10 protein-coding genes are annotated in these 20,876 nt (G+C 55.8%); all 10 read right to left on the bottom strand.

What is annotated here, in order from left to right; genetic code table 11:
- Positions 1 to 9: 9 nt before the first annotated feature.
- Positions 10 to 2,469 carry a phosphodiester glycosidase family protein gene (locus tag NW211_RS05115; protein WP_258327148.1) on the bottom strand — a complete coding sequence of 820 codons (2,460 nt, stop codon included), beginning with the start codon at positions 2,467 to 2,469 and terminating at the stop codon, positions 10 to 12.
- 22 nt (positions 2,470 to 2,491) lie between these two features.
- On the bottom strand, positions 2,492 to 4,930 hold the full coding sequence (locus NW211_RS05110) for a phosphodiester glycosidase family protein (RefSeq protein WP_258327147.1): 2,439 nt from the start codon (positions 4,928 to 4,930) through the stop codon (positions 2,492 to 2,494).
- Positions 4,931 to 5,168: 238 nt separating this feature from the next.
- Positions 5,169 to 6,611 (bottom strand): hypothetical protein, encoded by a 1,443-nt coding sequence (locus NW211_RS05105; RefSeq protein WP_258327146.1) that lies wholly within the window; start codon positions 6,609 to 6,611, stop codon positions 5,169 to 5,171.
- Positions 6,612 to 6,678: 67 nt separating this feature from the next.
- Positions 6,679 to 9,447, bottom strand: coding sequence for a family 10 glycosylhydrolase (locus NW211_RS05100; RefSeq protein ID WP_258327145.1), 2,769 nt, complete (start codon positions 9,445 to 9,447; stop codon positions 6,679 to 6,681).
- 77 nt (positions 9,448 to 9,524) lie between these two features.
- Entirely contained in the window at positions 9,525 to 11,177 is a 1,653-nt protein-coding gene (locus NW211_RS14115) for a PKD domain-containing protein (protein ID WP_309249696.1), read from the bottom strand.
- A gap of 17 nt (positions 11,178 to 11,194) precedes the next feature.
- Entirely contained in the window at positions 11,195 to 12,025 is an 831-nt protein-coding gene (locus NW211_RS05090; protein ID WP_258327144.1) for a hypothetical protein, read from the bottom strand.
- A 52-nt stretch (positions 12,026 to 12,077) separates the two neighbouring features.
- Complete coding sequence (locus tag NW211_RS05085; protein ID WP_087408729.1) at positions 12,078 to 13,754, bottom strand: SusD/RagB family nutrient-binding outer membrane lipoprotein; 1,677 nt, start codon at positions 13,752 to 13,754, stop codon at positions 12,078 to 12,080.
- 13 nt (positions 13,755 to 13,767) lie between these two features.
- On the bottom strand, positions 13,768 to 16,845 hold the full coding sequence (locus NW211_RS05080) for a SusC/RagA family TonB-linked outer membrane protein (protein WP_258327143.1): 3,078 nt from the start codon (positions 16,843 to 16,845) through the stop codon (positions 13,768 to 13,770).
- Positions 16,846 to 17,519: 674 nt separating this feature from the next.
- Complete coding sequence (locus tag NW211_RS05075; RefSeq protein ID WP_258327142.1) at positions 17,520 to 19,952, bottom strand: TonB-dependent receptor; 2,433 nt, start codon at positions 19,950 to 19,952, stop codon at positions 17,520 to 17,522.
- 126 nt (positions 19,953 to 20,078) lie between these two features.
- Positions 20,079 to 20,873, bottom strand: a complete 795-nt coding sequence (gene zupT / locus NW211_RS05070) for a zinc transporter ZupT (protein WP_087408726.1) — start codon at positions 20,871 to 20,873, stop codon at positions 20,079 to 20,081.
- Between the last annotated feature and the right edge of the window lie 3 nt (positions 20,874 to 20,876).

The following is a 20,876-nucleotide window of genomic DNA, read 5'->3' as shown; positions in this document are numbered from 1 at the left end:
TTAAGCAGGTTATTTTACTATCAGTTTGGCGGTGTCGACCTGCTGGTCACGAACGATTTGCAGCAGGTAGTTGCCCGGTTGCAACCCGGCAACGGGCAGGGCCAGCGTACCGCTGTCGCAATGCCCGTAGTTGTGTACGGTGAGTAGCTTTCCGTTCAGGTCGTATACCCGAACCAGGACTTCGGTCGGTGTATCGATGTGCAGGAATACCTCCGATTGGCCGGCTCGGGCCGGATTGGGATAGACCCGCAGGGCTGCGGCGGTAGTGATGTCGTCGACACTCAGGGTAATGTGGTCGTAGACCAGGTCGAAGTTCTTGATGCGTATCTGGTACTTCTCGCCCGAAGTCTGCGACGAGGCGTCGAGGAAGAATTTGAGATACTGGAACTGCACGGGGTAGTTGCCCAGGTCTTCCTTGTCGTCGAGAAAATCGTTCATGGCTACCGTATAGGTGAAGTCTTCACCGGGGTTCACGGTAGGCCATTCCATGATTTGCGAGGTAGACATGAGGGCCCCGCTCATCGACATGGTAATCTTGGAGCAGCGGGTATTGCCTGTGTTGATGGTGATTTTGAAGGTGTCGGGCACACTGTACAGATTGAGGTTTTTGGCAATCTGTATGTAGGGTTGCCGTCCGCTTTTGTAGGTGTATTCGAGATTCGTTTCGCCATTGGCGGCGGGGACGAGCCGGGCATCGGTGATGGCCGAGATGCTGGTCACCTCCCAACCCGAGGTAAAGGCGTCGGCCGGCTGCGAGTGCGAGGTGGGAATCTCTACCTTCACCTTGAGCGAGCCGGTAAAGTCGTCGAGGTTGCCGGTGACGGTCGTCTCGCCGTTCTTGAGCCCCATCAGTACTCCGTCCGACAGGCTGCACACCGTGGGGTCGGCAACGCTCCACTGCGGAGTCGAGGGGTTGAGGGTGTAGGTCTTGTCGCCGATGGACGACGAGATTTCAATCGGGTACTCGCGGTAGCCGTCAAGGATGACCGAGTCGAGCCGCATGGCAAAATCGCTCTCCTGCAGAACTACATCCTTGGTGACCGATATGCCGTTGTAGGTAGCCGTGATGGTACCCTTGCCCGGCGTGCCGTAGGCCACGAAGGCATTGTGGTCGATATAGCCGATTTCGGGCGAACACGACAGGGTGTACTCCTGGAAGTCGGGGTCGACGATGAGGCCGTATTGGTTGTAGGCGGTTACCTGGGGTACAAAGCGGCAATAGACGGGCAGCGTGTAGTGCACCGGTTCAAATTCGAGGCGGGCCGGTACGCTGTCGACCGGCGCATTCGAAATGACCAGCACGCCGTTGCCCACGGCTCGCTCCTTGTTGTCGGAGGGGCGGTTGACAATCTGCTGGTTGATGACCATGGCCGACGAACCACCGCCGTCGAGGTTCACGGCATCGTTGGCTCCGACAGCCCGGAAGAGGTCGGCCAGCACGCTCATGGTGGCTCCGGCCGAATATCCGGCCCGGCGGCCGTCGACTACCATCAGGTAGACTTTGGTCTTGTCTTTCGAGATACCCATGCAGGTGCGCGGGTGCTCTTCGTCCCAAGCATCGACCAACTCGCCGTTTTTCATAATGATGTGGTCGCTGCCGCCCATCTGCTCCTTGATGTCGGTGAGCAGACCGGGAGCCGAGGCGAGGTCGGTCTTCAGGAATATCGATACCTCGTCGCCGGCCGAAAGGCCTTTGAGGAAGGTCTCGGCGCTACCTACGCCATAGAGTACGGCCCGTTGTTCGGGAATGGGCGATACGCCGGGATTGTCGAATATCGAGTCGACTACGCAGACGATTTCGCGGTTGGCCCCGAAGAAGAGTTCGCCGTCACGGGCACGCAGGATAGCCTTGGTGCCGCCGGTCGTGGCATGCGTCTCGGTGCCGTACGAATTGGTGTAGAGCAGCATGAAGTTGGCAGCTGTTTCGGGTTCCCACTCGAGGCGCTGCATGTTCACGGCGTGCAGCCGGTGGCTGTTGCCGCCTGAGCTGACGGTGCCGGAAAAGTTCACCCGGTCGATATAGGGTACCCGGTCGGGGGTGAGCACAAACGAGGCCCGCCCTACCGGGTTGGTCACACACTCGTTGCGACGGTATTGCCCGCTGCGGGGAATACCTATCTCGATGGGGTCGACATATTGGTAGAAGTCGCCGTTGGTAGCGGCCAGGACTTCGTGTCCCGGCCGCGTATTGCGGGCCGACATGCTCGAGGGAGTCTCTGTGGCCACTGCCTGGTCGCCGCTGAGACAGGTCTCTATATCGACGTAGGGGTTGGTGAGGTCGACCTCGACCACATGAAACTTCAGCGGGTAGGCTGGTACGTCGTAGAAGGCGTATTTCGTACCCGGGCCTATGTGGTGCGACTGTACGAGGGTATCGATCTGGTAGCTCGTCCCTCCTATGGTCAGACTCCAGCCCGGCAGAGCGATGGCCAGGGCTGCGGTCAGAAGCAGGCAGAGTCTCTTTTTCATAAGCGTGTCGTTTTGGATTCGGTTATCGGATAATCAGTTTTACCGTATCGGCCTGGTTGCCGCGACGGATGGTGAGCAGATAGGTGCCGCTGGCCAGATTGCCGGTAGGCAGAGCTATTTCGCCGGCCGGCATCAGACCCATCTCTACCCGGTTGAGCAGTTGGCCGCCCAGGTTGTAGAGCTCGCAGCTCACTTCGGCGCTCTCGGGAAGGGCGAAGTATACCTGTGCGTCGCCAGCCTTCACGGGGTTGGGATATACCCGCAGCAGCGAGGCCATCTCGGGATTCGATACGTTCACCGTGATGCCGTCGTAGATGAGCGAGAACTCCTTGAGCTTGAGGGCGTATTGGTTGCCGGCAGTCTGCGACGAACCGGTGATGAAGAGCTTCAAACTCTTGAAGATGACGGGATAGTGCGACATGTCGCGGTAGTTTTCGAAATAGCCGTCCATGGGGATGGAGATGGCATAGTCGGTATTCTGGGGAATATCTTCAAACTCGGTGAGGGTCGAGGTCATCGAGGCATTCTCTTTCATCGTGAGCACCACTTTGTTTACCAGCGTTTCGCCCGTGTTGAGGATGATGCTCAAGCTGTCGGGGAGGCTGTACAGGGCAATATCCTTGGCCAGCTGCAGGTAGGGGGCGCGGCCCGAGTTGAAGGTGTAGCGCAGTTCGGTACCTTCGGCTGTGGGGACGATGGCGATGTCTTTCAGAGCCGAGTTGGTGATTTCCCACGACGAGGCATCGGCAAAATTGTCGATGGGTATGTTGCGGTAGGCGGGTATCTGCACGGTCACGGCGAGGGTGTCGCGGAAATCGTCCTGTTGGCAGTAGACATAGGTCTTGCCGTTGGCCAATCCCTTCAGGTTACCGTTGGTTACGCTGCAGATGGCGGGGTCTTGTACCGTCCATTCGAAGGCTTCGGGAGCGATAATCATCGGCTCGTTGTTGACCAGCGAGGTCACCTCGATGGGGTATTCGTAGAGGCCGTCGTTGATGACCGAGTCGAGTCGGAGGGTGAGCCCTTCGGGTGCACCGATTACAATATCGACCGACGTTTCGGCGCCGTTGTAGCTGGCATAGAGTTTGCCGCGGCCTTCGCCCGAGGCTACGAGGGTGGTATTGTCCTTGATATAGCCCAGTGACTCGTCGCAACGCAGGGTGACGCCGGTCACCTCGGTATTGATGAGGTAGCCATACTGGTTATATCCCATGAAGTGGGGGGTGAATACGCCATATTTGGGCAGTACGCAATACTCCTGCGTGCAGAGGATTTCGGCAATGTTGTTGTCGTCGGGGGCATTCGACACGACGAATATACCGTTGCTCACGGCCCGTTCGTGGCCGTCGCTGGGGCTGTTGACCAAGCCATATTGCTCGATGTACATACCGCTCGAACCGCCGCCGTCGAGGTTCATGCCGTCGGCTGCACCGGCCAGTTTGAGCATGTCGGCCATCTGTTTGGTGGTGGCCCCGTCGGAGTATCCGCTCTGGCGGCCGTCAACCACCAGCATATAGACTTTGCTGCGGTCGGCCGAGTAGCCGATCGAGGTTCTCGGGTGGAGTTCGGCCCAATCGGTATCGAGCACCTGGCCGTTGCCCAGAATCTTGCGGTCGCCGCCAATCATGCAGTTGATGTCGGGGTAGGTGCCGTCTTCGAGCTGGAGCAGCAGTTTCATCTCCAGTTCGTCGCCGGGTTGCAGGGTTTTGAGGAAATCGGCCGAAGCGCCGTGCCCCGAGAGGACGGCTCCGTTTTCGGCAATCTCCATGTTACCGGCGGTATTGCCGGCTCCCGATACGACTATCTTCACGGCGCGGTTCAGACCCCAGGTTTCGCCGTCGGCCAGGCTCACGGGCACTTCATAGCCGTAGGCGTTGGTGTGGGTATAGTGGCCTACGTAGCGGTTGTAGAGTACCAGCTGGTCGGTACCGCGCGAGCCATTCACGCTGTGGATGCCATAGGTGGCATTGTTGTAAGTAACCTGGCCGTAGAAGGTGACGAACGAGATGTAGCACTCGTCGTTGTGGGTAAATGCAGTTTGAGGACCCGACGATACGGGCACTTTGCCCAGTTGGCCTCCCGAGGCGAAGCCGTGGACGGGAGTGCCTATGGCACCCGAAGTGGCAAAGAAGTCGGCATTGGTGCCGGCAAAGTAGCGGCTGCCGGGCTGGCTTTTGCGGGCGGCCATGTTGGTGATGCCTTCGCAAGTGACAATCGAGTCGCGTCCCAGAACCGACTCGAACGATATGTAGGGGTTGGTAGCGTCTATTTCGAGATAGAAGGCCCGCATGTCTTTGGGCCCGGAGAAGTGTACATAGGTGTGATATGTGCCCGGGCCTACCTTGTAATGGGCCAGGGTATCGGCCGTGTAGGGACTACCGCCGATGGTTACCGTGCCTTTGGCGCTGAGCAGCAGAGGCAGCAGAGTAAATAGCAAGAGAAGGGTAAATATCTTTTTCATAAGGCAACCGAGTGAAGTGTAAGATTAAGATGCGATGTGAGCCGGCGATAAGTTTCGAACTGTCATGGTGGGCTTTCCCTTTTGTCGGCAGCTTATTTATCGGGGCGGAAATAAAAGGATTTAGAAAGTCTGTTTCGTATCGTAGTGGAAAGAGAAAGGGCGATATATATAAGAGATTTACATATACCGCCCTTCCCTTAAAAGTTATATTCTAAATGAGAGGTTTAGCACGAAGGGCTTATTTTACAACCACTTTCTGAACTTTTTGTACACCGTCAACAACGGCTTTTACTACGTAGATACCTTTCACGGCAGGAGCAGCCATCGACTCTACACCGTTGGCTTCCATAACTTTCTGACCGGCCAGGTTGTAAACCGTAGCGTCGGCAGCACCCGAGAATTGGATCATGTCGCCGTTTACGAATACTTTCACGTTGTCGGCAGCTACGCGGGCAACACCCGATTCGCTGTCTTCGTCGTAACCGTCGGGAGTCATTTTGTAAACAGCAGCACCACTTTCGCAAGCAAATACAGCAATGTAAGCAGCTTCAAGACCGTTACCGTCGGTTACTTTGGCGATACGAGGCAGGGCGGTACGAACAGCATTGGAAGCTGTACCTAAACCATTTTCGGGAATAGTCCAGTAATAGGTTGCACCTTCAAACGTAGGACCTTCGCCCATTTCGATAATCTTCCAGGCTTGAGGAGGAGTTGTTTCGTTGTTGGAAACAACATAGATACAGAAGGGTTTGTTGTTGAGGGTAAACTCGGCAACACCGTTGTTTCCAAATTTCGAATTTACAATACCACACTCTTCAGGAGCATCAGATACGCTTTCGATGAGCGAACCACTCATATCATAAAGAGCTGCCTCGCTGCTGAATCCGTCGAGGTAGAAGTAGTCGTTGTCGATGATGGCGATACGAGGCCCGTAACTGTTATCAACAGCGCTTTCAGGAGAATATTTTTGGATTGTTATTTCTTTGAATTTGTAACCAGCATAATCACCCGTTTGCTCAACCAACTGGCCATCCTTGATGTCGCAGCGGATTGCCAAGTTTTTGCTGGAAACGGGGAACATGACGATAGCGTCTTTCGTTACATCACCTTTTACGGCAAAGTAGTCGATACGATAACTGTCGAGCAGACCTTCCACATTGGTCAATTCCATAACTTTGGTGGGCTCACCGGTAGCCATATCGATTTTCCAAATGCCAACCTGATCAGTCTTCAAATCGGTGGTCATGTTGAAAGTAAGTACATTACCAGCGTCGTCTACCTGAATATCGTTGGCCAAGTAACCCGGAGCTGATTTTTCGGCCAATACTTGCGTATAAGTCGTGTCAGTACCTACGATAGTCGTATCGGTTCTGTAATAGTTGATTTTGAATTTTTCGGTATCGAATTTGATATCACGTTTTTTAGCACCAGTTTTCAAATCAAAGACTTTGATACCAGTAAAATCACCTCTGTAAGAGAACAATACTTCATCTCCTTTTACGGCCATACCACGTGTTACATTTCCGCCTGTAATTTCGGGCATGTTGTTTCCAGTTTGCAACGATTGAATCCACAGGTTCTCGATAGAATACCCATTCACCGGTTGATAAGTTGCAGGGTCTTGAGCAACCATCGGTGTTGCCATACATGCGGCAACGATCCCAAGTAATAATTTTTTCATGATAGATAAATTTAAATGAATAAATAATTTAAAAACTATATTGCATGAATCAATATATTTCAGTTGGTTATCGTATTAGTTTCAAAATCTCACGTTGCCCGTCGATGGTGACGATGAGGGCATATACCCCTCGGGGCAACAGGTCGAGTGCGATGCGGTCGCCCTCGGCTACATTCTCCCGTTCGAATTGGGCGACAATCTGGCCCGACAGGTTGGCTACGTCGATAGCGATGTGTTGTGCCTGACGGCCCACAACGAGCGCCGCGCCGTTGCCCGAGATTACCTGGCACTTGCCTTCGCGCCGGGTGAGGTCGATGCCCGATGTGTTCTTATAGGTGAACGAGATGGTGTTGCAATATTCGGTTTCGCCGCCGGCATACTCCGAGCGAGCCCGCAGGTACCACACGCCGTCGGCCAGACCTTCAAATTCGGTTTCGTAGACGAAGGCATCGACCGTCTGGCGTTTCACGTTGCGTACGGGCGAGAAGGTATCGTCGGTATGCAGTTCGATGCGGAAGGTCTTGGCGGCCGGCTCTTCGGCCCAGCGCACTTGCAGGGTGGGCCCTTCGACCGTAGCTCCCTGGGTGGGGAAGAGGATGACGGGTACATCGGGTATTGCCTCTTCGGTGGTGAAGTAGGTCACGGAGCTGGTGTATTCGATGTCGCCGGCATAGGCCGTTACCCGGGCGTAGTATTTGGTGTTGCCTACCAATACTCCTTGGCTCAGCGTGGTGCTGTTGCTGCTGTACCGTTGGTCGAGCGTTACACCCATGGAGCGGAAGTCGTCGTAGGTGTTGATTTCGAGGCGGTATTCGGCATCACCGGGATAGACGGTCCAGCTGATGGTGGGAGTTGTCGATACTTCGGTAGCTCCACTCACGGGCGATTCGATTTCGAACGGTCCGCCGTTGAAGCTGTAGGTGGCCGACGTGGCGTCGGTGCAGTTGGTCTGACGGGTGCGAACTCGCCAGTAGTAGGTGCCTTTCTCGAGGTCGGGGAGGTAGCTCGATGCAAACGAGTTGGTGGTTACCTCGCGCGAGAGGATAAGGTCGGCGAAGGCGTTGTCGCGGGCCACGTCGATGTAGTACGTGGCGTCGGCTACGCTGCTCCAGGTAAAGTCGAATGTGCCGATGGCCGACGCTCCGTCAGCCGGGCTGGTGAGCGATACGGCAGTGGCGTTGCCCACCGAGGCTCCCAGGAAGAGGGGGGCATATTCGTTGCCATAGCGGTCGACGATGGCCACGGCGTAGGTGTAGCCGGTGCGGCGGTCGGCAGGTATGGTGTAGCTGGTCTCGTAGGAGAGGCCCAGCAGGTAGCGGGCTTCGCGGCAGGCGGTAGCCTGGGAGGTACCTTCGGGCACGGCATAGATGGCATAACGCATGCCTTCGACTCCGGTCCACGAGAGGGTGCCGTTGCTGTAGGCGATGTTCGATACCAGACCGGGGTTGGTAGTTGCCTTCCAGCTGATGGCCGGCACGAGAGCGGGGTATTTGTAGACGTCGGAGCGCAGGAGCTCGAGCATGCCCGAGGTGTGGGTCACCTTGCGCATGTTGTAGAAGACGCTACCCGGGGCGCCGGTTTCGTCGAAGGTGCGGTTTACCTTGATTTGGTTCACCAGCTCCGAGCCTTTGAAAGCGGCGGTAGCCCCGTCGATGATATAGTTGTTCGCCCGGTTTTCCTGAGCGATAGTGCGTTCGATAGAGGAGAGCGATCGGGCAGGAACCCGTTCGCCGTTGAGCAGGAGTTGCCCGGCTTGAGCCGCGGTGCTGCGGTTGAGCGAAGGCATCTTGGCCGAGCTGAGGCTCGAGGCCGAGTGGCTCGAATAGAAGTGGAGGCCGAACATGCGTACGATTTCGCTCCACCAGGCGGCAATCGTCGTGTAGTCGCTACTCGACCCGATGGTCCAGTAGATTTGCGGCGATATGTAGTCGATGGTACCTTCCTGAATCCACGCCATGGGATCGCAGAAGATGTCGTTGTAGGCCCAGCCCGAACCGGCCGGGGTGGGGGTTACGCCGTATTTCTCGGCGATAGAGGCATCGGTGCACCACACGCCGGCGGGCGAGATGCCGAACCGCACGTAGGGTTTGGTCGATTGAATCATTTGGTATACCTGGGCAATGAGCTTGTTGACGTTTTGCCGACGCCAGTCGCCGCGCGAGAGCTTGTCGGGGTTCTGGGTCTGGTAGAGCTCGTTGTCCATGGCATCGGTCGTGCCCGACATGTAGAAGTAGTCGTCGAATACGACGCCGTCGATGTCGTAGTTTTCTACCACCTCTTCGATGATGGCGGTAATGTGGTCACGAACCTCTTGCATGGCGGGGTTGAGGATGGAGCCGCTACCCGAGTAGTCGAGCAGCCAGTCGGGGTGAGATTCGCGATAGTTTTGGGGAGTGCCGTCCCATTGGTTGAGCACGCTTTCGTAGCGGTAGGGGTTGAACCAGGCGTGAACCTCGATGCCGCGCTTGTGGCCTTCCTCGACGACAAACTCGAGAGGGTCGTATCCCGGGTCCATACCGCGGGTGGCCACCAGGTCGCTCGACCAGGGTTCGTAGGACGAACGATACATCGCGTCGCAACGGCCGCGCACCTGGAAGTAGACGGTGTTGCAGTTGGCCGCCTTCACCGAGTCGAGCAGCATGGTGAGCTCGTCTTTCTGCTTTTGTATCTGCTGGGTGTTACCGGTCTCGGTTATCAGGGTCGTTTGGGGCCAGGTGAGGCGCCATACGGTCGACAGCCAGAATGCACGCACCTCTTTCTTGGGCGCTTGTGCAAAAGTCGGGATAGCCATCCACAGGGCGAGGAGCACGATTGATATTTTGGCGATGTATTTCATCTTGTGTATCTGTTTCTTTTTTTATGTAATCCCGCCGGCCGGTGACGACCGGCGGGAGAGGGTTGTATTCTATGTTTTTAGAACAGGTTTGATACATTATCGTTCAAGGCAATGCCGTAGGGGCTTACACCCGATACAACCGTTTCGAGCTGACGGGTTGCGGGGTTCCAGCGTTTGATACCCGAAGGCTCGGTGCTGCCCTCGTCGGCACGCAGACCGAAGTAAACCGATCCGTCGCTGCTGTCGAGAACCATCTGGCATACGTCGACAAACTCGCCGGTGCTACCGTCGCTATCGGACTTGAAGCTGGCCACGAGGTATTTGTTGTCGGCTTTGGTGTTGGTCTTGGAGGCGTCGTTGGCGCTGATGTCGGCTATGGGCACGGCAAAGAGACCTTTGTCACGAATGATGGCGTAGAGTATCTGGTTGTTGGTGTCGATGACAAACGACTTCACGAACTCGTCGGGGAAGATGACGGCATAGGGAGGATTGCTGCCGCGGCTGATGTCGACGGTGCTGATGTCGCTGTCGGCAAAGCGGTAGATACCGCCACCGCCGTAGGTCTTGCCCCAGTACCAGAGGCCGTCGACCTTGGCGAAGCAGGCGTTCATGGCGCCATATTGCCAGGGGTTGCCGTAGTATTCGAGGCGGTTGTTCATCACGAAGTAATCGAACTTGGCGTCGCTGGTGTTGAGGGCGAGGTTGCGCTCGTTGACACCGATGCGGCGGATACCCGTGTTACGGTCGGCAAAGTAGAGCATCTCGCTGTCGATCCATCCGTAGAAGGGGTCGTTGAAAGCGGTGTTTCCTACGTTGGAGAGCACGGTTTCCATGCTGCTGCCATCCTTGGCTACGGCGGTGATTTTGCCGTCGCCGCGGTTATTCTCGGTATCGTTGATGTAGGTAAACTGAGTACCGCAGTCGAGTACGTAGAGAATGTCGTTGTGGAAGAGCAGGTTGAGGGGGTGAGCTCCCGATTTCACGCCCAGATCGAAAGGCGAGTTGCTGCTGCCCTCGGGCACGTTGTAGTCGAGCTTGTAGGCCATGATGTTACCGCTCTTGACGGCATAGTAGAGGGTCTTCGAAGCGTTGGGAGTACCCACCTGTACGTTGGCTTTCACGTCTTGCAGGGCGCGGCCGCCGAGCGTCGTCTTCAGGGTGATGGTTTGCGAACCGATGTTCTTGAAGGTGAGTCGGCCCGGATTTTCACCTACATACGTGTTGTTGGTGATTTCGGGGTGGTCGACCAGTGTAGTTCCTTCGGGCAGAACCCAGGTATATTCGGGTTGAGCCGAAGCAGCGGGGTTGCGCAGGGTTACCTCGAGGGTTACCTCTACATCGTTGATCACGCACACCGCGTCGTTCTCGGTCTTGGCGACGATGGTGGGTTTAATATCGTTGATGAGCAACGGGCGTGTGGTGAATTCTCCGCCCACGGTAAGTTTTACTTCATACTGTCCCGGCAGGTTGTAGGTGTGCGTGGGGTTGGGTTCGGTCGAGGTTTCGCCGTCGCCGAACTCCCAAGTGCAGGCACCCGAGAGAGCCGAGGTATTGGTAAACTGTATCGTGGACCCTACCAGGTAGTCGAGTTCGTATCCTTCGTTGGTGACGCAGTAGGTAAAGGCTACATCGTCACTGGGATAAACATTGTAGGTGGGATCGTTTTCTACGCAGGCAGACAACGAGGCCAGCAAGACTACCGTCAAACCTATGTTTCTTAATGCTTTCATTGTTCTTTGCGTTTCTATTAGTTGACAGTAATGTTTTTAATATCGGTATTGCTCTTCACCCCTTTCGAGTCGGTCACTTGGAACCGGGCGGTGAGGGTGTAGGCACAGTTGTAGTTTACGCCATACTCCTTACCGTCGAAGAGCAGTTCGGGAGTGGTGAGACCGGCAACGATACCGTCGAGCGTAGCTTTGTTTTCGTCGGTGATGTTGTAGACGGTTTTACCTTCGGCATCGACCGATGTGGTGAAGAGAGCTTCATACTCCTCTTCGGTCATGCGCATGAACCCGTCGACCACAATCTTTTTCATGTTGCCATGATAGTCGGTGGCTATTTGCGTGGTGAGCGCGGCGCGGAAGTTGGTTTCGTACTCGCCGGGGAAGTAGGTCTGGAACAGGGTTTCGGTGAAATCGGTTCCGCCCACGTTGGCCCAGGTTACGCTGGCCCACGATGCCGATACGGGGAAGGTCGAGTCGAGTATGTAAGACGATTTGGCATCGTCCCACGATACGGTAGACGGGTCGAACTCCTTGACCAGGTGCGAGGCGACTACCTCGCTGCTCTCGGTCTCGGTGTAGGTGTAACTGATGTAGGGACAGGTAACGGCACGGGTGATGGTGCTGTTGACGCCATACCATACTTGGGCGCTCTCGACGGTGCTGCCGTCGGTGTAGTAATAGACTCTGAAGTCGAGTTCGCTACCGGCGTTGACGGCATCTTTCAGCTCCCAGTAGACATATGCGGTTTGTTGTCCCAGGTCTGCCCAATCGTTGATGGGGTCGTTGACTTCACACCCCGACAGTCCCACGATTGCCAGCAGCAGAGATGCTATTTTTACTTTATTTTTCATATCGAATGTCGTTATTTATGGAATACCTCAATTCTTTCTGTTTCTCTCTTGTTTATTGCCAAATCATGGGTTTGCGCAACCACTGGTAGTTCTTGTAGGCTCCCAGTCTTTCGAGTTCGGCCTTGTTGTATTTCTCCTCGGTCTCGGGGTCGTAGTTGATGCGGTTGATCCAGGCTTTGGGATCGTCGCCCCAGTGGGCCTCGTAGATGTTGTTGGGCCGTTTCAGTCCGGGATATACGTATACGTTGTCGTATTGGCGACCGTTCTCTTCGCAACTGTAGTTGTAGCGGCGCATGTCGGTCCACTGCTCGGGTTGCAGATAGAGGCATACGTACTTCTGGCGCATGATGTGGCCGATGTTGAACCCGTCGGCGGGGAAGTAGGTAGTGATGTATTTACCCGATCCGCTCTCGTTGCCCAGGTAGTTGTTGCGGTAGCGCGAGTAGCTGCTGCCATAAATCGACTCGAGGTTGAAGCGCTCGAAGTTGACCTCGGCGGCCTGCATGGTGAGGGTGCGGGCAGTGGGTTTGTCGCCGGCCCAGTAGGTAGCCTCGGCTTTGATGAGAAGCAACTCTTCTTCGAGGAAGAGGGGCACGTAGCCGGTGTTCTGGGTGTAGACCGAAACCTTCTTGCCATCGACTTCGGGGAAGAGGTTGGGGTAGTTCTCTACCTTATACGAAACGTCCATACCGATGTTGGTGTCGAGGTAACGCATCTTGGTTCCTGTATCGGAGCTTTGAGCCGGGCCTTGGCGGGCGCTCATGAAGGCGAGGATACGGGGGTCTTCGGCCCAACCGTTCAGGTTGCTGTGCGAGTCGAATACACCCAGGATGTTCTCCATGAAGTAGGTGGTGGGGATAGCCGAGCCCAGCATGTTGCCACGGCCTTCCCAGCCGAGACCGCCTTGTTCGGCTTGGCTGAATGCCTCGCCCCAGGGGCTGTTCTGGGCACCGTTGCCACCGTCGAAGTGGTAGAGCACGTCTTCCCAGCCTTCGAGGGCCTTGTCTACGGTGGTGATAATCTCCTGGCAGGTAGCAGCGTTGTTGCTCCAGTTGGGCAGTTTGCGCAGCAGCAAGCGGGCCTTGAGGGCATATGCGTAGTGTTTCCACTTGTTCAGGTCACCGGCAAATACGCGGTCGATCGACGGGTCGATGGGGATGTTGGTGGCCGCTTCGGTATAAGCGGGGTTTTCGTACATGGCGATGAGATTGTCGATCTCCTGATACATCCAGTCGTAGATACTCTCTTGAGTATCGTATTTGGGGCTGTTCGACTCGTAGGCTTCGCTGCGGGGCATGTCGCCGAAGAGGTCGGTAGTCATCTGGGTAGACATGAGGCGCAGGGTGCGGGCCATCATTTCGAGGTTCCAGGCTTGCTCTGCGTGAGCACCGTCGATAATCTCTTTTGCATTGGCACCGATGTCGTAGAAGTGACGACGCCATTGCGGGTGGCGGTTCATGGTCAGGAAGTCGCCCCAGCCGGCTTTGTAGGCAAAGCTCGAGGTCTGGCTACGGCCGCCGGTCGTGAGGGTTTGTGAGAGGTAGGTGCCGTACTCGGCATGGTCGAATTGCAACTGAGCCGAGTAGAAGAGGACGATGGGGAATACCTGTTCGGGCAACACTTCGTGAGCGGCGTCCTCGTTGATGTTTTCATACAGCCAGTCTTCGCAACTGGTTGTACCCATCAGGCCGATTAACAATGATAATATGATATATTTATATTTATTCATGGCTCCTTATGTGTTAGAATGTTGCGTTGATAGTGAAGTTGAAACTGCGCGTGGCCGGGATGGACATGTTGTCGATACCCATCGTACCGGTACCATAGGCTGCCGAAGTCGAGATTTGCGGATCGGAGCCCGAGTAGCGGGTCAACAGGAAGAGGTTGCGGCCGGTAATCGAGGCTCTGAGCCCCTTGATGTAGGGGTTGCCTTTCTTGAGGAACCGGGAGAAGTCGTATCCTACGGTTACGTAGCTCAGACGCAGGTAAGAACCATCTTCGATGAAGTTGGAGCTTACGCCGTAGAAGTAGGTGTTCAGGTTGGTCTGGTTCAGTACGATAGGCGTGGTGTTGGGTACGTAGGTGCCGTCGGGTTGAGCGACAACGCCTTTGACTACTACCTCGCGGTTACGATAGTTCTCGAGCGACTTGTGCATGCCGTTGGTGAAGAGCGAACGGGCCGTGCCGTTGTACACGTCGCCACCTACGCGGCCGTCGAGCAGGAACGATACGGTGAGGTCTTTCCAGCGGAAGGTACTGCTCAGACCGAGCAGGAAGTCGGGTTCACGGTTACCGATGTATACGCTCTTGGCCGGGTCGATGATGGGGTAGCCATCTTCGTCGACAAGCACCTGACCGTCGGGCGAACGCATGTAGTCCTTACCCGAAATACCGGTAGTAGAGCCGTGCAGGTAGGCGGTGGTATAGATGTCGCTGAATTGAGTACCTTGAATTTCGCTCACATCCTCGGGCAACGATTTTACGACACCGCGGTTCAAACCGAAGTTGAGGTTGGCGGTCCAGTCGAAGTCGCGGCTGCGCAAGATGTCCTGGCTCAACGTGGCTTCGATACCGTGGTTCTCGATACTACCTTCGTTGCGTACTTGCAGGATGGTACCCGATGCCGGCGACACGCGCACGGTAACAATCTGGTTGTCGACCATCGTCGAGTAGTAGGCTACGTCGAGTCGGGTGCGGCTGTCGAAGAATCGCAGGTCGGCACCGATTTCCCACGACTTGGTCATCTCGGGTTCGAGCGTGATGGCGTAGGACGAGGTGGGGTCGATACTGTAACCGCCGTCGGGGAAGGTAGAACCTTCGCGGTAGGCTTTGGTAAACTTGTTGGGGGTAGCATCCTTACCTACTTGTGCCCAGTTACCGCGAATCTTACCGTAGCTGAACCAGTCGTTGCTCAGGTGGAAGAGTTCGCTGAAGATTAAACCGGCCGTAACCGAGGGGTAGAAGTAAGAGGACTGGTCGGCCTGTTTCAGCGTGGAGGAGCCGTCGTAACGTGCGGTTCCGCTCAACTGGGCGATGCCTTTGTAGTCGAACCGCAGTTCGCCGAAGTATCCGTATTTGTTTTTCTTCGAACGGAAGTAGTTGATGGGGTAGTCGCCCGTCTTCATCCAGTTCTCGGTGTTGGTGTTGTTGAAGCTGTAGTAGTCGCCCTCGAGCACGAACTCTTGTCCCGAGAGGGTGGCTTCGTAGCTGTTGTTGACCATGATTTCGGCACCGGCCAGGATGCTCATGTTGAGGTCTTTGAAGAGGTCTACGTTGTAGGTAGCCAAACCTTGTACGGTGAGCAGTTCGCCACGGCTGGGCTCAAATCGGTAATAGCCGTATTTGTAGAGGTATTTCGAGATTACGTTCTCGTCGAGCTCGTCTTTGTCGAAACGGGGTTTTCCGTAGGAGTCGGAGGTGGTGTAGCCCTTGTCGTAGGCAATCTTACCGGTGAAGGTAAGGTCTTTGATGGGAGTCCATTCGATCGACCCGTTCAGAATCATACGCGACGATTGCGATTCGCCCCAGTCTTCGTAGCGGCCCCAGTAGGGACTCACGCCGGCGGTAATCTTGTCGGCATCGGTCAGGGCGTCCCAGTTGTCGTAGCGACCGCCGTCGGCCGTGCTGTAAATCGGTTTGCCCAGCGGGGTCTTGTAGTTGCGCATGTCGTTGTTGATAGGCCAAGTATATACGCTGCTCATGTTGTTACCAAAGGAGCGCGACTTGGTGTCGATGTAGTTCAACGAAGCGTTTATCTTGACCCACTTGGTGGGGGTGAAGGTGGCTTTGATCAAGGCACCCATGCGGTCGCGGTAGTCTTCGGGAGCCACACCGTCGGTCGAGGTGTAGTTGAACGAGGCGTAGGCCGTGAACTTGTCGGTACCGCCCGATGCGTTTACGTCGTATTTCTGGTAGAGGCCCGTGCCCAGGAAGTTGCCTACGTTGTCGTAGGTGCGTTCGCCGGGTTTCAGCATGGGCCCCCAGCCACCGCTTACGCTGTTTTCCTTATAGAAACCGAGCGAGCCGGGTACATATTTCTGTTGGATTTTGGGTATCCGTACACTGTTGTCTATCTGTACGCTGGCGCTACCGTTTACGACAATTTGTCCGCTTTTACCGCTCTTGGTCGTAATCAGAATTACACCGTTGGCGGCCTCCGAACCGTAGAGGGCCGATGCGGCGGCACCCTTCAGCACGGTCATGTTTTCAATATCGTTGGGGTTGATGTCGCCGGCTGAGGTACCTCCACCACGCATGGGCATACCGTCGATGACGAACAGCGGCTCGTTGTTCTGCCCCGAGTTGATAGAGGAGATGGCACGAATGATAATCTGAGAGCTGGCGTTGGGCGAACCACCGCTGCCCGATACCGATACACCGGCAATCTTTCCTTGCAAGGAGTTGACGAAGTTGGCCGACTGTCCGGCGGTTACTTCATCGGCGTTCAGGCTTTGGACGGCGAAGTTCAACTTCTTTTTCTCTTCGCGGATACCCATGGCTGTTACCACTACCTCGTCCAGACGTTGGGAGGAGGAGCCTTGCAGCGTTACATTGATAACCGATTTTCCGTTGACTTGAACCGTTTGAGCCTGCATGCCCACATAGCTGACCGTGAGGCTTGCATTGTCGTTGACTTTAATAGAAAATTTCCCGTCTAAGTCGGTTGTCGTTCCTTGCGATGTGCCTTTGACATGGACCGATGCCCCGATGATGGGCAGCCCGTCTTCGGCCGACACAACGGTACCCGTTACGGTGCGTTGCTGAGCGAAACCTACCAGAGCAAATAGGGAAAATAACAGAAGTAGCACCTGTCTTCTCATAATACTGCTTGTTTGTTAATAATCAAGGTTAATAATACTCTCTTTATGTTGTAAAATTCATGGCCCGATCTTATATCCGCTTCGATTTAAATCAACATTTAAAACAATGGTAAAAGATTCGTTTCTTAAATTTTGTTATTTTAAGGGTTTGTGTTTTATTTTTCGTGTTTTACTTGTACAAATATAGCGTTCTATTTTGAAATCGAAAACTAAAATTCTTACTTTTTTTCGGCTTCTGTGCATTTTTAAGTATTAGAGTCATATTTTCACGAATATAAACATTAGTGAAAATTTGGGCTCTTCTCTCGGGTATTTTTCTAAAAATATATTCTTAATATATAACGCATTGGGCTCCTGTTTAAGAGGTTGCTCGTGTCGATGGGCAATTTGACCCTCTTTACATGGGGTGTCGGGGGTGGGCGATAGTGGGGCTGGAAGAGGGGCGACTGCCGTGCTTGGGGCACAAGAGGGGCAGGCAGAGTGGTATCGAATCGAAAGAGTGGTGTGAGCAGGGCACCAGGCTCTTTTAAAATGTTCGTTTATAGCTTAATCCCTCTTTGGGTATTGTAGCGGACGAGCCTGTAAGGTGCCTGGAAATAGCAAGGGCTGCGCCGAAACGAAAGTTCCCGGACACAGCCCCTGACCTTGTGGTTATGGTTTTCTCGTGTTTTGCTTTAGAACTTGAGGGTGATGTCGACGCCGAAGGTGATGGGCCGTCCGCTCTGTACGAAGCTGTTGGGCGAAGCCAGGTTTTCGGCATTCATTGTTTCGAAATAGAAGGCCTGGTAGTGGCGGTTCAGCAGGTTGCGGCCCCAGAGTTTCAGGTCGGCATATTTACCCGAGAGTAGAATCGAGGCGTTTACCAGCCCGTAGAAGTTTTGGGCGGCATCGTTGGCCTCGGTCCAGTAGATTTTGCCCTGGCCCAGGTATTGCAGCTCGAAGGTGACGTCGGTCTCGCGGTCGATGGGCAGCGAGTAGGCTCCCGAGAGGGCGAGGGTATGGGCCGGAGCAAAGGGCACGAAGTTGCCCTTGTAGTCGTTCTCGCCGTCGTTGTAGTCGCGGAAGGTGGCGTGGGTATAGCCATAGCTGGCCGAGAGCAGCAGGTGATTGGTGGGGGTGGCGCGCAGGGCGGCCTCGAGTCCGTAGCTGGCGGTGCGGCCCGAGTTCTTGGTCACGCGGCCGTATCCGCTCACGGCGGCAATCTGCTGGTCGCGGCAGTCGATGTAGAAGAGCGAGAGGTCGGCAAAGAGGTAGTGGTCGATGAGTTGCGAGCGTCCGCCTATCTCGTAGTTCCAGCTATGCTCGGGCTTGTAGGCGATGGCACTGTTCACGTCGGTCGAGCTCTCGAGCGAGGGCATGCCTGCCGGGGCGCTGCGGCTCACGATGGGGCGCGAGCCGGTATTGCCGCCCCCCGTTCCGCCGCCGGGGTTGCCGCCGCCCATGCTCTTCATCAGCTCGCTCATCATGCGGGTGCGTATCTGCGACTGGATGAGGTTGGAGAACATCTGGAAATTGTAGCCTCCCGAGCGGTATCCCCGGGTGGCCGAGGCGTAGACGAAGCTCTTGTTGTCGATGTTGTATTTCAATTCGAATTTAGGCGAGAGTTCGAGGGTCTCCATCGACTCGCGTCCGTCGATGCCCAGCGGCAGAGAGAAGGGTTGGTTGATGACCATGGGCCGTCCGCCGGCATTGATCGAGACCTGTGCATTGCCCGAGAGGGGCGATGTGGCGTGGGTGTGGTGGTAGATGCGGGCCCGCTCGTAGTCGAGGCGCAACCCCACGGTGGCCGAGAGGCCGTCGACGAATATGCGGTTGAGCGTAGCCTGCCCGAATGCCGCTGCACCGTAGGTGGGGGTCTTGTAGATACCGTCGATGTAGAGGTTGGGGTTGTCGATGGCTACGGTGATGTCGGGCATGCCGGCCAGGGCGGGGTTCTGCTTGAGGGCCGCCAGTTGGTTGTTGGTCTGTTGGGTGATGAGCAGGTCGATGCCGTCTTGCTTGAAGTCGACGGGTCCCTGCGTGTGGATGTCCTGATAGAAGCCGAAGAGGCCGCCTACCCACTCCCACCGTTTACCCTGGTGCGACTTGATGGCAAACTCCTGCGAGACGGCGTGCATCTGCTGTTTCTGTTGCAGGGTGAAAATCGAGAGGGTGGTAAAGTCCTGGTCGAGGTGCATGTCGTCGTCGAGGTACTGGTAGCCGGTGGTCGAGGTGAAGATGAACCGGTCGTGGATGTATTGTGCCGATAACCCCGAGGTGAGGAGATCGCGGCGGTACGAGGCCTCGTCGTTGTAGGCGATGTCGCCGGTCTTGTGCTGAGCCTTGTCGTAGTAGGCGTAGGGGTATCCCTGCTGGTCGCTGCTCTCGTAGTCGCCGGTGAGGCTCAGTTTCCACCGTTGGCTGGCCCGCCAGTCGATCTGGATGCGGCCGCCGCCCGACCGGGTACTGCCGCTGTTGCGGTGGGTATACTGGTTTTTGAAGTAACCTTCGTCGCTGCGGTAACGGGCGTTGAGGGCCACGGCCAGATTGTCGGTAATCTTTTGGCTGGTCGAGGCGTTCACTCCCCACAAGTTGTAGTTGCCGAAGCTCAGCTTCACCTTGGAGCCCTGCTTCTCGAGGGGCGAGAGGGTTTTGATGGCGACGAGCCCCGCCATGGTATTGCGGCCGTAGAGGGTGCCTTGCGGCCCCTTCAGTACCTCGATGTGGGCGATGTCGGCAAAGTCGAAGTCGAAAGCGCTCTTGTCGAGGTAGGGTATGTTGTTGACGTAGAGCCCCACGGCCGGCGAGTTGATGCGCGAGCCGATGCCCCGGATGTAGGCCGACGAGATGAGTTTCGATCCGTAGTCGGGGATGAAGAGGTTGGGCACGAGGGTCGAGATGTCTTTGACCGAGTGGATGTTCATGCGGTCTACCTGCTCGGTATCGAGGTACGAGATGGAGCCGGGAAACTCAAACAGGTTCGATTCCCACTTGGGGTTACTGATGATGGTGACGGCATTCAGGTTGTAGAGGCGGTTCCCCAGCGAGTCGGTGGTGACGGGAGCGGGATCGGCCGTAGCCGCGAACGTGGAAAGGAGCCCTAAGGCCGGGAGCAAAAATCTTTTCATAAATCTTGTTTACCTTGCCGGGAGGCACAGCGGTGGAACCTCCCCGTGAATTAACGGTGGCAAAGTAACATCGGAAAAGTGGTTGTCGCAATCCTCACTAATAGTGATTTTTTGGGAGCGTCGACCCTACAAAAAGAGCAGCAGGCTGAAGGCCATGACCGCCATGCCGGTGATGACGCCGCCTATGCCGTAGTGGTGATGGCCGTATTTCTCGGCGCCGGGCAGCAATTCGTCGAACGAGATGAAGACCATGATACCCGAGACGAAGGCCAGCAGCAGGGCGTGGATGAGGGGGGTCCAGAAGGGGAGCAGGAAGAGGAAGCCGATGAGGGCCCCTACCGGCTCGGCCAGACCCGAGGAGAGCGAGTACCAGAAGGCTTTCTTGCGGCTGCCCGTGGCCTGGTAGATGGGTACCGACACGGCTATGCCTTCGGGTATGTTGTGTATGGCGATGGCCACGACTATGGGGATGGCGATGTCGAGGTTGCCCAGTGCCGAGGCGAAGGTAGCAAGCCCCTCGGGGAAGTTGTGGATACCGATGGCCAGCGCCATGAGCACTCCGGTGCGTTGCAACCGGCGGGTGTCGGAGAGCTCCTCGACACGGTGTATCTCGTGCGGGTTCTCGTCTTCGGGGATGAGGAAGTCGATGAGGGCGATAAACGAGGTGCCGGCAAAGAAGGCGGCCAGCATGCAGATGTGGGCCATGCGCGGGCTCATCTGCTGGCCCAGCATGCCCAGTGCCTCGGGCATCAGCTCCATGAACGAGATGTAGACCATGACTCCGGCCGAGAATCCGAGGGCGGCCGAGAGAAACTTGGTGTTGGTGCGCTTGGCAAAAAAGGCGATGAGGCTCCCCACGCCGGTCGATAGCCCGGCGATCATCGTCAGCACGAAGGCCAGGAGGATCGAACTTGTTTCCATAAT

Source organism: Barnesiella sp. ET7 (genome assembly GCF_024733785.1).
Taxonomy (GTDB): Bacteria; Bacteroidota; Bacteroidia; order Bacteroidales; family Barnesiellaceae; genus Barnesiella; species Barnesiella merdigallinarum.
This window is presented reverse-complemented; position numbering and strand designations above follow the sequence as displayed.

Coding starts and splice junctions, on each gene's coding strand:
- NW211_RS05105 (WP_258327146.1), bottom strand. CDS start 6,611: ATGAAAAAATTATTACTTGGGATCGTTGCCGCATGTATGGCAACACCG.
- NW211_RS05080 (WP_258327143.1), bottom strand. CDS start 16,845: ATGAGAAGACAGGTGCTACTTCTGTTATTTTCCCTATTTGCTCTGGTA.
- zupT (WP_087408726.1), bottom strand. CDS start 20,873: ATGGAAACAAGTTCGATCCTCCTGGCCTTCGTGCTGACGATGATCGCC.
- NW211_RS05110 (WP_258327147.1), bottom strand. CDS start 4,930: ATGAAAAAGATATTTACCCTTCTCTTGCTATTTACTCTGCTGCCTCTG.
- NW211_RS14115 (WP_309249696.1), bottom strand. CDS start 11,177: ATGAAAGCATTAAGAAACATAGGTTTGACGGTAGTCTTGCTGGCCTCG.
- NW211_RS05090 (WP_258327144.1), bottom strand. CDS start 12,025: ATGAAAAATAAAGTAAAAATAGCATCTCTGCTGCTGGCAATCGTGGGA.
- NW211_RS05115 (WP_258327148.1), bottom strand. CDS start 2,469: ATGAAAAAGAGACTCTGCCTGCTTCTGACCGCAGCCCTGGCCATCGCT.
- NW211_RS05085 (WP_087408729.1), bottom strand. CDS start 13,754: ATGAATAAATATAAATATATCATATTATCATTGTTAATCGGCCTGATG.
- NW211_RS05075 (WP_258327142.1), bottom strand. CDS start 19,952: ATGAAAAGATTTTTGCTCCCGGCCTTAGGGCTCCTTTCCACGTTCGCG.
- NW211_RS05100 (WP_258327145.1), bottom strand. CDS start 9,447: ATGAAATACATCGCCAAAATATCAATCGTGCTCCTCGCCCTGTGGATG.